13 protein-coding genes are annotated in these 14,346 nt (G+C 60.2%); 2 read left to right on the plus strand and 11 right to left on the minus strand.

Features of this window, described 5'->3' with window-relative positions; translation table 11 throughout:
• From AC1DPF_RS18245 to AC1DPF_RS18270, 6 genes are all read right to left on the minus strand, one after another.
• Positions 1-826 (minus strand): MFS transporter (locus AC1DPF_RS18245; RefSeq protein ID WP_477962782.1); only part of this gene is annotated, 826 nt, incomplete at its 3' end.
• 379 nt (positions 827-1,205) lie between these two features.
• Positions 1,206-2,090 (minus strand): hypothetical protein, encoded by an 885-nt coding sequence (locus AC1DPF_RS18250; RefSeq protein WP_477867128.1) that lies wholly within the window; start codon positions 2,088-2,090, stop codon positions 1,206-1,208.
• 68 nt (positions 2,091-2,158) lie between these two features.
• The gene (locus AC1DPF_RS18255) at positions 2,159-3,631 is read right to left on the minus strand and encodes an acyl-CoA reductase (RefSeq protein WP_477867129.1); all 1,473 of its coding nucleotides are present in this window, start codon (positions 3,629-3,631) and stop codon (positions 2,159-2,161) included.
• Position 3,632: 1 nt separating this feature from the next.
• Positions 3,633-5,057: a hypothetical protein gene (locus AC1DPF_RS18260; protein ID WP_477867131.1), complete on the minus strand. Its 1,425-nt coding sequence runs from the start codon at positions 5,055-5,057 to the stop codon at positions 3,633-3,635.
• Between the two features lie 14 nt (positions 5,058-5,071).
• Complete coding sequence (locus AC1DPF_RS18265; RefSeq protein WP_477867133.1) at positions 5,072-6,379, minus strand: phenylacetate--CoA ligase family protein; 1,308 nt, start codon at positions 6,377-6,379, stop codon at positions 5,072-5,074.
• Between the two features lie 23 nt (positions 6,380-6,402).
• A complete protein-coding gene (locus tag AC1DPF_RS18270; RefSeq protein ID WP_477867135.1) occupies positions 6,403-7,584 on the minus strand; it encodes an oxidoreductase in 1,182 nt (393 codons plus the stop codon).
• Between the two features lie 165 nt (positions 7,585-7,749).
• Between AC1DPF_RS18270 and AC1DPF_RS18275 the strand changes: the two genes are divergently transcribed.
• On the plus strand, positions 7,750-8,637 hold the full coding sequence (locus AC1DPF_RS18275; protein ID WP_477962784.1) for a helix-turn-helix domain-containing protein: 888 nt from the start codon (positions 7,750-7,752) through the stop codon (positions 8,635-8,637).
• 92 nt (positions 8,638-8,729) lie between these two features.
• Here the strand turns inward: AC1DPF_RS18275 and AC1DPF_RS18280 are convergent, their stop codons facing one another.
• The 4 genes from AC1DPF_RS18280 to AC1DPF_RS18295 all read right to left on the minus strand — a co-directional run bounded on the left by AC1DPF_RS18280 (position 8,730) and on the right by AC1DPF_RS18295 (position 12,386).
• Positions 8,730-9,680 (minus strand): alpha/beta fold hydrolase, encoded by a 951-nt coding sequence (locus tag AC1DPF_RS18280; RefSeq protein ID WP_477962785.1) that lies wholly within the window; start codon positions 9,678-9,680, stop codon positions 8,730-8,732.
• 119 nt (positions 9,681-9,799) lie between these two features.
• Positions 9,800-10,564: an enoyl-CoA hydratase/isomerase family protein gene (locus tag AC1DPF_RS18285; protein WP_477962787.1), complete on the minus strand. Its 765-nt coding sequence runs from the start codon at positions 10,562-10,564 to the stop codon at positions 9,800-9,802.
• Positions 10,561-11,166 (minus strand): cysteine dioxygenase family protein, encoded by a 606-nt coding sequence (locus AC1DPF_RS18290; protein ID WP_477962789.1) that lies wholly within the window; start codon positions 11,164-11,166, stop codon positions 10,561-10,563. The genes AC1DPF_RS18285 and AC1DPF_RS18290 overlap by 4 nt, the downstream gene beginning before the upstream one ends.
• Positions 11,163-12,386 carry a CaiB/BaiF CoA transferase family protein gene (locus AC1DPF_RS18295; protein WP_477962791.1) on the minus strand — a complete coding sequence of 408 codons (1,224 nt, stop codon included), beginning with the start codon at positions 12,384-12,386 and terminating at the stop codon, positions 11,163-11,165. The genes AC1DPF_RS18290 and AC1DPF_RS18295 overlap by 4 nt, the downstream gene beginning before the upstream one ends.
• A gap of 196 nt (positions 12,387-12,582) precedes the next feature.
• On the opposite strand from AC1DPF_RS18295, the gene AC1DPF_RS18300 reads away from it, so the two are divergent.
• Positions 12,583-13,362 (plus strand): IclR family transcriptional regulator, encoded by a 780-nt coding sequence (locus AC1DPF_RS18300; RefSeq protein ID WP_477962793.1) that lies wholly within the window; start codon positions 12,583-12,585, stop codon positions 13,360-13,362.
• Between the two features lie 13 nt (positions 13,363-13,375).
• On the opposite strand, the gene AC1DPF_RS18305 is transcribed toward AC1DPF_RS18300, so the two are convergent.
• A complete protein-coding gene (locus AC1DPF_RS18305) occupies positions 13,376-14,326 on the minus strand; it encodes a YeiH family protein (RefSeq protein ID WP_477962795.1) in 951 nt (316 codons plus the stop codon).
• Between the last annotated feature and the right edge of the window lie 20 nt (positions 14,327-14,346).

Below are 14,346 nucleotides of genomic sequence, written 5' to 3' on the forward strand. Positions count from 1 at the left end.
CCAATTGTATAGCCGCGACGATCCCCATGCCGATCGCCGTCATGAGAAAGATCTTGTCGAACAGGATGGTGAGCGTGGTGAGATTGGTGAGATTGGAATCGCCCCGTGTGGTCGTACCGGCCTGCTGAGCCGGTGCATCGGCGACAGGCACTTCCTTCAGCAGCAGACAGAACGGGACGAAGATGACCGCAGCACCGATCGCAAGGTAAAGATAGGCAGTGCGCCAGTCGGAAAAGCTGATGATCCACTGGATGATCGGCGGCATCACCAATCCGCCGACGCTGCCCCCAGCCGCGCTGACCGCAAGCGCGAGGCCCAGCCGTGATCGAAACCATTTCGCGGTGACAGCCTGGGCCATCAATGGGCCTGCAAGCTTGACCGCGATCGCCACGGGAATCACGCTGATGACCATAACTTGCCAGAAGCTCGTGGCTTGMGAGAGCAAAAGAAGCGACAGCACCGTCGAAGCGACACCCGTCAGGATCGCAGGCTTGGTCGGCAGCCTGTCGATGAAATGGCCGATGAACGGACTGGCGACGCCGGTTGTGATCTGAATCGCCACCGGGATCATCGTCAACTCGGCGCGGGTTACCTGGAAGCTTTCCGTCCAAGGCAGCAGCACAACGCCGAAGCTGTACAGAAAGACGCCCAGCGAGAACATCTGCATGAGCACCGTGAAGCCCACGATGACCCAACCATAGTTGATCGACGTCATGGCTCGCCAATCCAGTGGCCCGGTGCAGTGAGATGCACCCCCGCGATGAGAGTGAGCGGCGAGCACGCAGCGTAACTGACCGTTTCCAATTCGCCCTCCCATCATCTCCATCGGCGATCCCAGCCAGGCGAAAGCGTCCTGGCGACGGGCCGTCCGTCGTCCTGCGGCTCGCCAGTACCGACGCGCATTCATTGCGCTTTTTCGGTCTGCCGGGGCGTATCGCCCGTAGCCACCCGTTATTGTCGAACGCGATTACATGACCTGACGAGACAGGCGGCATCGTCCGTTCGGCCTAGGTTTTTTTCAAAGGGTCGATCCGGCACAATGGCGGCAAAGAAGCAACCGCCGGCTCTGTAAAATGTGACAATCTAAAGATGAGAAATAGTTATCGTCGACCAAGTATCTCTTATGCTGAATCAGCATCGTGACGACGTTCCAACAAACAGGCCGCGGTGCCGAGCTCGCCGCTCGCACGGAGCGGCGATACGGATCAGTCTCGCTTGATCTTCATGCCGCCCGCGGCTTCCGCCATGCTGCGGCGGTCGCCCATGTTGGCGCGCAACTCGTTTTCCAGCTTTTGCCGGGTGGATGACAAATTGCGGGCTTCCTTGGCCAAGAACCGGTTGGTGATCGGCTGATAACAGGCAATGCCGATGCTGCTCGGATCGACCAGGGGGCAGTCGAGGACTGTACCGGCCTGCGCCAGATGGCTGTCGAGGCTTTCGATCGCGGTTCTGGCATCCGCAACATGATACACTGCGGAGAAGGCGAATGTCGGTACGGCGTTGACGAGCTGGAGATCGCTCACCCGGTAAAGTTCACCATCGACGAAACCTGTCAGACCGAGGGTGCGCGGAAGATAATGCTCGCGATACCATTTGCCGAACTCGGCTTCCTTGCCCGGGCGCGCATTCATGCGAATCAACAGTACGTCGCCGTCCCGCGAATCGTAGGCTTCGACAGCAGATTTCTTCCCCGGCGTCGCGGGAACATAATAGAAGTCTTCGCCCATCTCCATTTTCATCGCGGAGGTAATCGGCATGGCATCGGTGAAGCAGTCCCTGACGTGCGCGTCGATGTTGGCCTGCGTATCGTTCATTTCATAGATGCACAGCCATTGCTGTGCCGGACCAATATAGGCCTTGTTGTATCGCAGTTGATATGGTGAGCGCTTCCACCGCTGAACCGCTACGCTTCCTTCGATGCGCATCGTGTCGTGGCAATGGATGTTCGTGTACCAGTCGTTGAATTCGTCCTCCCGCCCTTCGATCGCCTCGGTCATGACGATGAAGATGCTTGGAAGAGGCTCGCCGTCCTTGCGGCGCCCTTCGGTGTTGCTGGTCAAGTCGTCTTTGGTATCGATATCGCTAGTCATTGATTAAAATCCTCAGACTGTCGAACCCGATCGGCGCGACAAGCAGGCAGATCGGGTTCGCCAAACCGTCAGGCAAGCTCTTTCGTCGGCAGGAGCGACTGCCAGAGTTCGGGAACACGTGAACAGTCTTCGGCGACGACCCACGTCGCCATGCGGCGCAAGGCCTCCGTGCCGTCATGGGGTACCGTCAGCGCGTCATAGTTGAGCATGTAACCGAGCGACGTGACCCGCTGAACGCCATGGAGAGCCAGCGGCAATTTCAATTCGTCGCGAAGGGACTCGGGATAGACGCCGACCGTCTGCACATCGCGCGTCGTCCGGCGCAGCATGTCGTCATAATCGCGGATCGGGATGATGTTGACGGTGCGGTGCGCGAGATCGCTCCAGAAGTCCACCGGTTCTCCGTCGAGGGACAGGATTACTCCGCCGCGCTCATCGCCGCCAATCAGTTCGAACTCGTCGTCGAGCAGAGCCAGCGTGTCGAGCTTTGCCGCAAAATCCGGGTCCAGCCGTTGCGCTGGTGTGCTGATCGAGCCAGGCAGCCGCTGTATCGCTTCGAACACGAGTTGTCCAAAGCGCCGCAGCTTTGCGGCACCCTCGGGGGTGTCTTCACATTTGACGAAGGCGAGCCGCGCATTGGCGCAGCCGACCTGGTTCATATAACCCACATCGGCGGCGAGCCTCAACGCCGCCTCCCGCATCATATCCTCGCTAGAGAAGGCCTCCTCGCCGATCAACGCACGGCTGTTCTTGGGATCGAACATCACCAGGTCCAGCCCTGGCCGTAGATATTTGGCAATATGGGTGATCGCGCTGTGCCCGCCCCAAGTAACGATGCGGTCGAAATTCTTGGGCTGGTAGAGCTTTTTCTCGAACGCCTCGTCGCCGCCGCGCCAATAAGCGGCGCTCCACGATTTGGTCAGCGGATGGTCGGGAGCCATGTCCACCAGGGTTCGGCCGATCGCGATCGCGGAGCCGAGTTCGTTTGAGGGGATTTTGACCAACGCGTAGCCACGGATCAGAGCATTTCGGATGAACGTCATCACCGCGATGCCCGGCGCGTTGCCCGCGATGACGTGAACGGTCGGAACACCGATGGCGCGCACGCCGATACGCCGACGATTATACTGATCCTGCTCTGCCCATCCTTCGAGATGCTCGCGCCCGATCGTCTTGATCACAGCGTCGATGCGGCCTCGCGAGAGCATGCCGTTGGCACCATCCAGATCGCGATAGGAATGCTCGCACAAGACCGGTGGAAGGTCGGAAAATTCCTTGTTCAAACCCATCGCCCATTGGACGTGCGCGTTGTCGTTCACGTTGAGACGCCGGCCGAGTTCGACGAGGAACTCGATGATCTCGTCCAGCGAGAGTTTGTAAAGCTCTTGCAGCACCTTGCGGTTCGGCAACACCAGCCTGTCGATATGCTTCGAGGGATCAGGTGCGAAGAAGTTTACGCCGAAACGCCCCTGAAACTCGGTGTCGGCATCCTCGATCAGTTCGCCGCGCGCGAAAATCGGTAGGATGTGGGATTGCGTCATCTCAGTTCTCCAGCAGGAATTCGGTAGCTTCGTCATGCGCCTGCGCGGATCCCGCGCAGCCGATCTTTTCGCCATGTTCGGTGATCTTGCCGATGGTCGATCCGAGATGCGGGCCGGTCCGTCCACAGGGGCACGGGTCCCATTTCAGCGTAACCTTGTCGCCGGTCACGAACCCGCCCCAATAGGTGGTTGGAAGCAGGTCGAAGAAGGCCAGGCGCCCGGTCTGCTCGCCGGTGCGGGGCAGGACCTCGTCCGTTTCCACATCCAGGACGAAGGGGATAGTCGTGGGTGGCAGGTGATAGTTCAAATGAGGGCAGCGCGTCGCCACACTCATCATCTCGCCCATGCCGAAATCGATCGTCATATTCTGGGCCGGGATGCCGAAAGCCTTCAGCACCTCGTCCTGCCAGCCGGCGGGCTCTCCTTCCGGGAAGCCGCTGCCCACGGAAATCATGGAATCCGGGGCGAATGCCGCCTCCGTCCCTTCTCTCAGCAGTTGCAGGGCAAGCGTGTGGACGCTGCTCATGGTCCCCAGCACCCACACCCGCTGACCCTTATGCCCATTGATCAGGTCATCGACCCAGGCGGCATAGCGGGCGGGGGCCTGCTCCCGCATCGCAGTGACTTCGTCCTTGCGTGCGAGCAAGCGCGGGTTGACGCTCAAGAGCCCCTGCTCGCCATTCTTGCTCGCTGCCTGGATACGGCCCGCCAGCGACATCAAATCCGCATCCATGTAATCGGTCGGGCCCCTTACAAGTCCCTCGCCGAACACGTCCTCGTAGATGGCGAGATTGATGTTGAACGGGCGGTTTCCGCCCTTCGGGCCCGGGAAGAAGATCGGCACCTTGTCGACGCCCGGCTGCATTCGGCGGAAACCCTTCCGTTCCTCGCCGAACGGCTCCATCCGCCACTGGCCGCCACGCCAGTAAAGCTGCCATTCGTCCCTGGTGCGGGGCAGGAAGATCATCTTCCCATCGGTCGTCGTCGAATAGCAGATGATGAGCGGGGTCTGTTTGGCGAGCGCGGCGAACCATTCCTCGATCAGTTCGACGTCGGCGACGTCGACACCCGAAAGATCGACGGTGGTCAGCTTGCCGAGCCACTTCGTCAGCTTGGCGAAATCGCCCTTTTCCAACCAGCTCAGCGGGTAGGAATTATAGACGGACAGCTTGAACAGCAGCGGCGCCAGATCGTCCAGCGTCTCGATGGCGTCGATATCCTGTTTGTCGGCCAGAATTTTCAACATCGGCAAGCTGCCGCGCAGTTCCGCGAAACGGCGGCGGGCCACCTCGATCCACAACCGCTCGCGCTCGTCGTCGGCAAGTTGGAATATCTCGCGATAGGGCCGTTCGACATATTGTGCGGGATTTTCGATCAGGCTGCCGAGCCGCTCGTCATCGGCCGTGCTCAAGGTCTGTTGTGTCATGGGAAGACGCTCCTTCAAGCAGCCGCCAGGCGACGCGGTTTATAGGATGATCGCGGCAGCGCACCGACCTCGAGGCTCGTCACTTCGACGGGGACATCGAGCGCGTCGGCGAGATGCTTCCTGATCGCGGTGCCATCCTCATGCTCGACCTGGACGGACAGTACGCGGACCTCGCCGGCGTTGATGGTAAACTCGGGCGCACCGAAATGCTCCAGTTCGAGCTGGACATGGATCGGCAGAAGCCTGGCGTCGCCGACAATGGCCATGTCTGGCGTTCGGCCGAGATAATTCCAGCGGTCCAAGGTCGAACCCGTCAAGCAGGGCTCGGTGCGCTTTACCACCACGTCCTCGGAATCGAACCGCATGACGAACTGGTCCATCCCGAACATGGTAACGACGAGGTGACCGGGAGTACCTGGCGGCACTTCCCGCCCGGTTTCGGGATCGCAGACCTGSGTGATGTAATAATCGACCGGCGCGGCCATTCCCGAATGCGTCTCACCGTCGAGACAGGAAAAGCCGATGCAGTCGGAGACGCCATAGGTGTTGCGGACCTTGACCCCAAATGCCCTTTCCAGACGTGAACGGGGTGCTTCCCACTGCATGCTCAGTTCGATGATCGAGAGGATATTGCCATCGAGCAGCTCTGGAAGGTCGACACCGATCGACTTCGCCGCCTCATCGTACAGATTGAGCTGCGGGAGCGAGCACATCATGATATCCACACCCAGTTCCTGCCAGACACGGATATGACTGGCGGCCTCGTCGAGCGTGAACGGCACACCCACTGGCATTTCAAGCATCCCCGCATCGCGCATGCTCCGGCCGCCATTGACGTTGGTCGGATAGAGGTTCTGCGGGAAGCTGAGCGAATAATGCATCCCGGGCCGGTATCCGGCACGCCAGTAGATCGTTCGATCGATCTCCCGCATCCGTTCGATGTCGTTTATTGTGTAGAAAGTGTACCACGGCTTGCCGGTCGTTCCCGAGGAGCGAGCGACCCGGACAGCGTCGTGCAGTTGGACGGCGCGATGCGTCCCGAACGGAGGATGTGCCAGTTCGTTCATGCGCAGTTCGGATTTCCGGGTGAGCGGGATGGCTTCCAGCCCTGGATAATCGTTGGCCTTCAGACCGGCCGCGGCGAATTTGTCCCGATAGAAGGGAAGTTTCCAGGCGCGTTCCCATTCGTGCTCGAGCGCCTGCGTGTAATGTTGCAATCGCTTTTCTGGCGGCATCGCTTCCTTGTCAGGATTGAACAGCTTCCTGCCGGTATCCGTCAGGTAGCCGGGATGGATAGCCGCGCGATTTTGTTCTCCGATCATGCTCTCTCCCGTGGAAAAGTCAGTTAAACAAGTGTGTTAAGCAGCTCCGGGCGGTAAGATTCGATGGCCGCCCAATGCCGCCCGCGAATCTTCGCCGGCAAATCGGGATTGGCGATCGAGGACCGCCCGAAGGCAATGAGATCGCATTCACCGCGCTCCAACATCGCGACCGCGAAGCTGATGCTGGCCGGCGTATCGGTTGCGATTGGTGTCGCAGGCGAATCCGGCGATGCCCCGGGCCCGTCCAGCAGAGGAATCTGATCCAGCAGCAGCGAGCCGACCGTCACCGTAGGCTTGCCTGAGATTTTCTTGGTCCATCCGGCAAGATTGAGGTGACTGCCTGGGAACTCGGCCTGCCAAACCCGGCGGGTGGAACAATCGAAGACGTCCACCCCGGCATCGGCCAGCGGAAGCAGCAAGGCCTCGAGTTCCTTTGGGCTCTCGCAGAGCCGCGCGTCATAATCCTGCTGCTTCCACTGCGACCATCGGAAGAACAGCGGATAATCGGCCGGCAGGCGCCGGCGACATTCCCGGACGACCTCCACCGCGAGCCGCACCCTGTTTCCCATCGGGCCGCCATATTCATCGGTCCGGAGGTTGGTTCGCGGCCACAGGAACTGATCGATCAGATAACCATGTGCGCCGTGAAGTTCGACACCGTCAAAGCCGAGATCACGGGCGAACGCCACGGCATCACCGAAAGCCCGCACCACATGCTCGATATCCTTGGTGCTGGCCGGTTCGGCGTAACGGACGGGTTCGCCGGCGAGTCCACCCAGGGCAAGGAATAGGCCGGAGGGACCGAGCGGCGGCGCTTCAGGATTGGGCGCGGTGCCCAGCGGTCGCATCACGCCGCAGTGCGCGATCTGAGCGACGATCCGTCCGCCACCCGCGTGCACCGCAGCTGTGATTGCACGATATGGCGCCCGCACGTCGTCACCATACATGCGGGCATATCCCGGCGTCTTTTGCGATGAGGGGTGATCGATGCAGCACAATTCCGTCATCACGAGGCCGAAGCCCCCTACCGCCCTCCTCGCGAAATAATCGGCGTAATCAGCGGAAGGTACCCCATCTTCGACGAAGTGCCGCCCCATTGGCGGCATGACCATCCGGTTTGCCAGACGCAGCGAGCCGATAGCCCAACCGTCGAACAGGCGGTCCACCGGCACATCGCTTCGATCAATTTGCGCAGTGGCGTGCACCGATGCCTCCTAAGCGACGCGCCGCCCTTTCGGCGATCTGTCGACAAGCGGCACCTTATGGGGAATTTAATTGGCCAGCGCGGGTAACCCTGCTGTTTGCGGGTATTTTCGCCATATAAAGCTACGAGTATTGCGGTAAAACCGCCATGGAGATGGGATGACGCCATGTCTGTAAAGATTCACGATCTGATCCTCACCAAGCCTCAATCGCAGCTTGACGAAGGGGACGATATCGCCGCGGCAGGATGCCATCTCGTTGCGAGGCGCGGAACGGCGATGTCTTACGACCGCCTCATTCCCGATGACACCCATCAGGTGACCGTGCATTTCCAGTCCAGCTCCTATCATAAACTGAAGGTCAACGGTGAAAGCCTCGTGGACGGGCCGCTCGAAGTCGGCACAATCGCCTTCATACCCAGAAGCAGTCGCGTTCAGTCGGAAATCAGGGACGGTTTCGACATCCTTCAGCTGTTTCTGCCGGCATGGTGGCTCGACAACGTCCTAGCGGACTTCGCAACACGATCGATCGGCAGAAGCGGGTTGGATCTTCGGCCATGCTCGTTTCAGGACGAGGGGCTGCTGCATCTGGCGCACGCAATGGTCGCCATCATGGGGATGGAGGAGATTGCAGTCAGGACGTTCCAGTATAAGGCGGCCAGCTATGCATTCGCTGCTCGCCTTATCACCGGCGGACTGCTCGTTCCGGAGCCTAGGCAGATCGTACAGGGAGGTCTATCGCGCCGAAGATTGCTCCAGGTTCAGAAATATATGGACATGCATCTCGGCGAAAAACTTCGAATCGAAGAGCTCGCTTCCATCGCGGGGCTGAGCCCATCCCATTTTGCACGCGCGTTCAAGATGTCGACATCATTGCCACCGTTGCGCTATCTCCAGGAAAGGCGGATGCACAGTGCTCACGGTCTTCTCGTCAGTGGCGGCATGTCGATCGGCGACGTCGCTGCTGCCRTGGGCTATAGCGATCCCAGCCACTTCGCAGAGGTCTTTCGCAAGACGTTTGGCGTCAATCCCCGCCAGCGGTCTCGATCGGGCTGATCGGGATCACAGAATGCATGTGTCGGTACGCCGTGACGAAACCGACGCCTGAGGTATTCCGGTTACGACTACCGCTTCTCCATGTATGCGCTTTACTCCGATGACCCCGTCGGGATTTCTCGACCGTCACTGTCCCCTATCATGGGAAAGCACTCGCGAAGCCACGTCATAGCACGAGCCGCAAGATCAGCGCTGTTGTCTTCCATCATGAGCATGTGGCCATTGCCGTGGATACCGGCCGCCGGCAGCCAATCGAGACTGACATTCTCGAACTGCTCGGCGAGGAGCTGCGCATCTTCGACATCCTTGCGTGTCAACACTTCACCCCCCACGGGCAGGTTGTCCCCCCACATGATCCGCACCGGAATGTTCGAAAAATCGTGCCAGCTGATTCCTGCGGTGGTGATGCCCGGTTCGACCGAAAAAATAGCTGCTACCGCGCTGGGTCTTTGAAGGGCCGCGCGCCAGCCAAGATCCGCACCCTGCGAATGTGTAACGAGTACCGTGCGGCCGAGCCGATCGAGTAGGTCGACGAGCGGCGGCAGTGCACGTGGATCGCTGTAGCCTGGATGGCCCCGACCGACAGCGTCACCGATACCGAAATCGGGCCAGAGCTGAGACGCATAGGTCTGGCTGTGCGCTTCCGGAAATCGCCCGCCTTCTCTCGTAAAGAGGCGAATGGCGGAAAAGCCGGCGGACCAGGCGCTGCCGGCCTCCTCCATGAGGGGTGCTGAGCGGCCACGCCGGGGCTGGTCGATCACAAAAGTCTCGAATCCCTGGCGCACGAAGAGTTGGGCCCACCCCTCGCGACCGTCCGGAGTGGTTTCCCATGTCACGCCGGTATGGCAGCCGCCATGAATGAAAAGGACAGGAAATGGAAATCTCAGTTTCGCCGGGCGGAGTCGCTGGACATACATTGCGCCGCACAGTCGTTGGTCGCGCGCGCCTGCAGGGTTCAGGAACCCCTCCACCTCCCCGCCTATGTAGAAGCTTTCCAGAACCGACAATATGAGCGGCTCCGCCGCCTTGCCACTATCTCTCATTCGACCATCCCGCCCCATAGGCGCCGCGCGCACGAAACACCGCGGAGAATTGCGCGGCTTCGCCGTTTATTCACATGCATTCCATTCTCCTATCGGGCGACCGCCTGATTTCATCACGGTCACGGCGATCGGTTAGACATCCCCGCACGCCCACCCCCAAGCTGCCGATGGCGGTACGTTTCGATCCTTGTCTTGAGACCCGGCATCGCCACGGAGCGCACCAGCGCCGCGAGGTCGCGGTCGGCCGAACCACCGTCGCCAGCAAGAACCGTTCGCAGTTGGGCGAGCGTTCCCGCCTCGAGCCGGGTGGAACAACGGACCTCCCTCGCCAGCACGTCCGACGAGGCATCCGGATCGACAAGGTGATCGACGAGCCCGAGCCGTAACGCCTCGATGGCCCCTATCTCCCGGCCAGCCTCGACTATGTCGAGCGCGTGCGAGCCCATTCGGGCCGTGAGCCGGGCTATGCCCAAAATCACGCCGAAATCGGCACCGGGGAAACGAAAGGTCGAGCCCTCGATAGCGATGCGTCGGCCGCAGGCGGCGAACAGGTCAGCCCCGGCGCCAACCGTCCGGCCGTTGGCGACGGCGATCGTCGGATAGTCGGCGGTCCAAATCCGAGCCAGAAGCTGCTCGATCCGGATGAAGCGCAAGGCGAGATCGGCGTCGCTCTGGTCGGCAAGATCGTGAAGATCGAAACCGGTGCAGAAATGCCGCCCTTCTCCCTGGAAAATGACGACTTTGGCCGACGATTGCTCAAATCGATCCAACCCGAGATGAAGGTCTTCGACAAGAGCCGCTGAGAGACAGTTGCCGACCTCTGGCCGGGACAGCGTCAGGAAGAATGCGTCTCCATCGACGCGGATCAACAACTGGTCGCTCATGGTCGCCCCCAGAAATTCGGAAGCCTGCGATTGGCATAGCCCGATATGAATGGCTTTCGCTGTCCATCGGAACTGAACACGGAGCGCTCGACCGAACCGATGTCGGCGCCATAGACATGGATGCTTATGGACGTGCGGTCCGAATAGGCGTTGCGAACCCGATGAATATCGCCATCATCTGGGGTGAAGCTCATGATCTGCCCGGATGTGAGGAGATCCTCCGAAACCTTGACCAATTCCCCTTTCCGAATATCGAAGTTCTCGGAAATTTCGCTGCCTCGAAGCATCCCGACCATTCCCCACACGCCATGGTCGTGAATCGGCGTAGATTGGCCGGGGCCCCACACAAAGCTGACGACGCTGAATCGTCGCCGTGCGTCGCAGTAGAGAAGATATTGCTGGTATCTATCCCGGTCCGCACGGGCGAATTCCTCATCGAGCCAGTCGTCTTGAGCCAGCAGAGAGCGGAACTCCTCCTTGATCACGTCCGGCATGCGCGCGCGTTTGCTTGCCTCATCGGCGGTCTCGCGCGACACGAGGTCAAGGAACCCAGCAAAGCGAGCTCGCCCTTCGGGTGAGGTTGCGGCGCCTGGGGCCATCATGCTCGGACCGGCGCGACGGAGGCAGGCGGTGCGAACCCGCCTTCGGCCAGGATTGCCGCACGGTCTGCATCAAGAGCGGGAGGCGTAAGGCGGATCGGAAGCTGGACCCCATCGATCATCAGCGGGGAGCCGAACATATGCGTCATCGATCCGCCTGGCAGCTCGACATCGCTTACCCAGCCCATATGCCCGACCTGCGGATCAGCGAGCGCCTCGGAATAGCTGTTGATCCGGCTGCAGGGAATTCCGGCCGTTTCGAACGCCTTCAACAGATCATCGACAGACCAGCGGGCGAAAATCTCGGACAGGAACTCCGCGAGAAGCTGCTGATTTTTGACCCGGTTCGCCATCAGGTGAAAGCGTTCGTCCGCATGCAGGTCCATGCAGCCGAGAATCTCGCAGACCTGGCGCCACAATTTCTCATTACCGGCTGCCAGCACGAACTCTCCGTCGCGCGCGCTAAACGCCTGATAAGGCGCGTTGCGGGGATGGGCCGAGCCTAGCGGCTTCGGATCCCGGCCGCTGCCGAAATACTCGCTCACCTGGAGCGCGGACACGGCCAGGCTGGCACCGAGCATCGAGATATCGATGAAGCCGCCGCGGCCGCCCGTGCGCACTCTATTGAGAAGCGAGGACACCGCAAAAGCGCCGTACAGGCCGGTCGTGAAATCGGATACCGGAACACCCGCTTTGACGGCAGGCTGCCCCGGCTCGCCCGTGACCGACATGATCCCCGACATAGCCTGAATGGTAACGTCGAACCCGCCTCCCTGCGAGCGCGGGCCGGTCTGGCCATAAGCGGAGATCGAACAATAGATCAGGCGCGGATGCGTTTCGGCGAAACTCTCATAGCCCAGGCCCAGCCGTGTCATCACGCCCGGACGATTATTCTCTATGACGACATCCGCCTGCTCGATCAGACCGCGAGCGATTGCGCGATCATCGGGGCTCTTCAGATCCAGCGCGATCGATCGCTTGTTTCGGTTGAGCGAAGCGAAATTCTCACTGAAGCCGTTCGTGATTGGCGGCCACTGGCGCAAGGAATCACCCGCAGCGGGTTCAACCTTGATGACCGAGGCTCCCATATCGCCCAGCAGCATGCCGCAGAATGGCCCCGCAGCAACATTGCAGAACTCGATAACCTTGAGGCCGTTGAGCGGCAGGTCGATATATGCCGCCCTCCCCTCTTCGAGATCATTCGCATTCCGGGCTTCATTCATCTGGATCGATGCCTTTTATTACTGCCGAACCAAATCCCGAACCCGCTCGGTCAGCCAGAACCGCCGCGCGCAACCCCGCAAATGCTGGTTCTATTATTTGGAACTTTATTCTATATATTGATACTAACCGGGGCATGCGTCGGTCAAGAGGCTAGGATCTGAGAGTTCGGCAACCCGTCAGCTGCATTGAGAGGCTATGGACAAGACACTTATTAAARGCCTCGAGATATTGACCTTCGTGGTCGAGCAGCCTGGTGGCGCAAGATTGATCGATGTCGCGGCCGCAATCGGGCTGACGAAGAGCAATGCCCATCGCTCTCTGGACACTCTTCGCGCCGCGGGGCTTCTTCAACAGAACCCTCGGTCCAAAATTTATTCCGCGAGTATTCGTGTCTGGGAATTGGGCATGAAGGTAATCGACCGCCTCGATATCCGATCGGTTGCATCCGGAGCACTCCAGCTGCTGGCCCAGCAGTCGCGCGAGACGGTTCATCTCGCAATACTCGACGGCATGGAGGTCGTCTATGTCGACAAGGTCGACAGCCCCGAGCCGGTGAAGGCCTATTCGCGGCTTGGCGGCCGTGGCCCAGCGCATTGCGTAGCTACTGGCAAGGCACTTCTCTCCCGACTTTCCGACCCCGAACTCGATCGTCTGCTGGTCGATCTACCGCGGCATTCACGTTTCACTATCACTGACCCGAGACAGCTTCGCGATCAGCTCGCCGACATTCGCGAGAGCGGCATCGCCATCAACCGGGGCGAATGGCGCGACGGCGTCTGGGGCATTGCGGCGCCCGTTCAGCACCTTTCAGGGCAGGCGCTCGCTGCGATCGGCGTGTCCGGGCCTGATTTCCGAATTTCGCCCGCTGCCAGAGTGAAACAGCTCCGTAATTTCGTGCGTGAAGCTGCAGCCAACATCGAGCGCGAGCTGAATTCGAACCAGGTGCCGAGCCCTGCCCACGAAGGTCACCGCTGAGGGAGCAGGCCTATCATCGAAAAAGCAGCAGGGCCGACAGGTTCACGCCCGCAATCCAGGCGGTTTCCGCGACCATGAGCCCTATAGGCTTCCATCCGACCGCCAGGATCGAGCGGAACGATGTGCTCATGCCCACCGCCGCCATCGCCGTGACGAGACAAAGCTGGGAGAGTGACGATATCCCGCCGCTGACGATTTGCGGTATCGGCAGTGTGGTGGCCAGGATGACCATGGCCGCAAAGCCGATAAGGAACTTCGGGAATGGCACCCTCTGCCGCCCTCCCCCCTCGACGGCGCGCGTTCCGATCAGAAATGATATCATCAGGATCACGGGAATCAGCATCACGACGCGCAGCAGCTTCACATAGGTCGAGATGTCTCCAGCGCGATCCGAGATCGAGAAGCCGGCGCCAATTACCTGCGCGACATCGTGAATCGTTCCGCCGATGAAAATACCCGAATCCACATCGTCGAGCCGGAGATGCAGCGCGATCTGCGGATAGAATATCATCGCCAGCGTAGAGAGCGAGGTTACAACGATGACCACAAGGATCGTATCCCGCTCGGTTTCAGGCTTGCGCGGGAGTATCGCGCTGATGGCCAGCGCCGCTGACGCGCCGCAAATTCCCACGGCGCCGGCGGACAATAGCCCGAAACTCCTGTCCAGCCGCATGAAATGGCTTAGCACAATCCCAAAAACCAGCGTGCTGGCAATCGACAGCAGGACAAGCACGACGGGAAACAGACCAAGGCCGACGAGCTGGTGAAGGGTGATGCGCACGCCGAGCATGGCAATCCCAATCCGCAACACCGATTTTGCCGCGAAACTGATCCCCGGCGCGAACCGAGCTTCCTGACGGAGGAAGTTGAAGGCCATGCCGATCAACAAGGCAAGCAGCATTACCGGCGTCGAATAATGCTCCGAGAGCCATTCCGCTGCGCCTGCCGCCGTCAACGCGACCAATATCCCCGGGTAAATATACC

It is taken from the genome of Rhizorhabdus sp. P4_G6 (assembly GCF_056401045.1).

What these genes read in the sequence shown, in the direction of transcription:
- AC1DPF_RS18250 (WP_477867128.1), bottom strand. Translation starts at nt 2,090, where the DNA reads ATGACTAGCGATATCGATACCAAAGACGACTTGACCAGCAACACCGAA.
- AC1DPF_RS18255 (WP_477867129.1), bottom strand. Translation starts at nt 3,631, where the DNA reads ATGACGCAATCCCACATCCTACCGATTTTCGCGCGCGGCGAACTGATC.
- AC1DPF_RS18260 (WP_477867131.1), bottom strand. Translation starts at nt 5,057, where the DNA reads ATGACACAACAGACCTTGAGCACGGCCGATGACGAGCGGCTCGGCAGC.
- AC1DPF_RS18280 (WP_477962785.1), bottom strand. Translation starts at nt 9,680, where the DNA reads ATGAGAGATAGTGGCAAGGCGGCGGAGCCGCTCATATTGTCGGTTCTG.
- AC1DPF_RS18285 (WP_477962787.1), bottom strand. Translation starts at nt 10,564, where the DNA reads ATGAGCGACCAGTTGTTGATCCGCGTCGATGGAGACGCATTCTTCCTG.
- AC1DPF_RS18290 (WP_477962789.1), bottom strand. Translation starts at nt 11,166, where the DNA reads ATGATGGCCCCAGGCGCCGCAACCTCACCCGAAGGGCGAGCTCGCTTT.
- AC1DPF_RS18295 (WP_477962791.1), bottom strand. Translation starts at nt 12,386, where the DNA reads ATGAATGAAGCCCGGAATGCGAATGATCTCGAAGAGGGGAGGGCGGCA.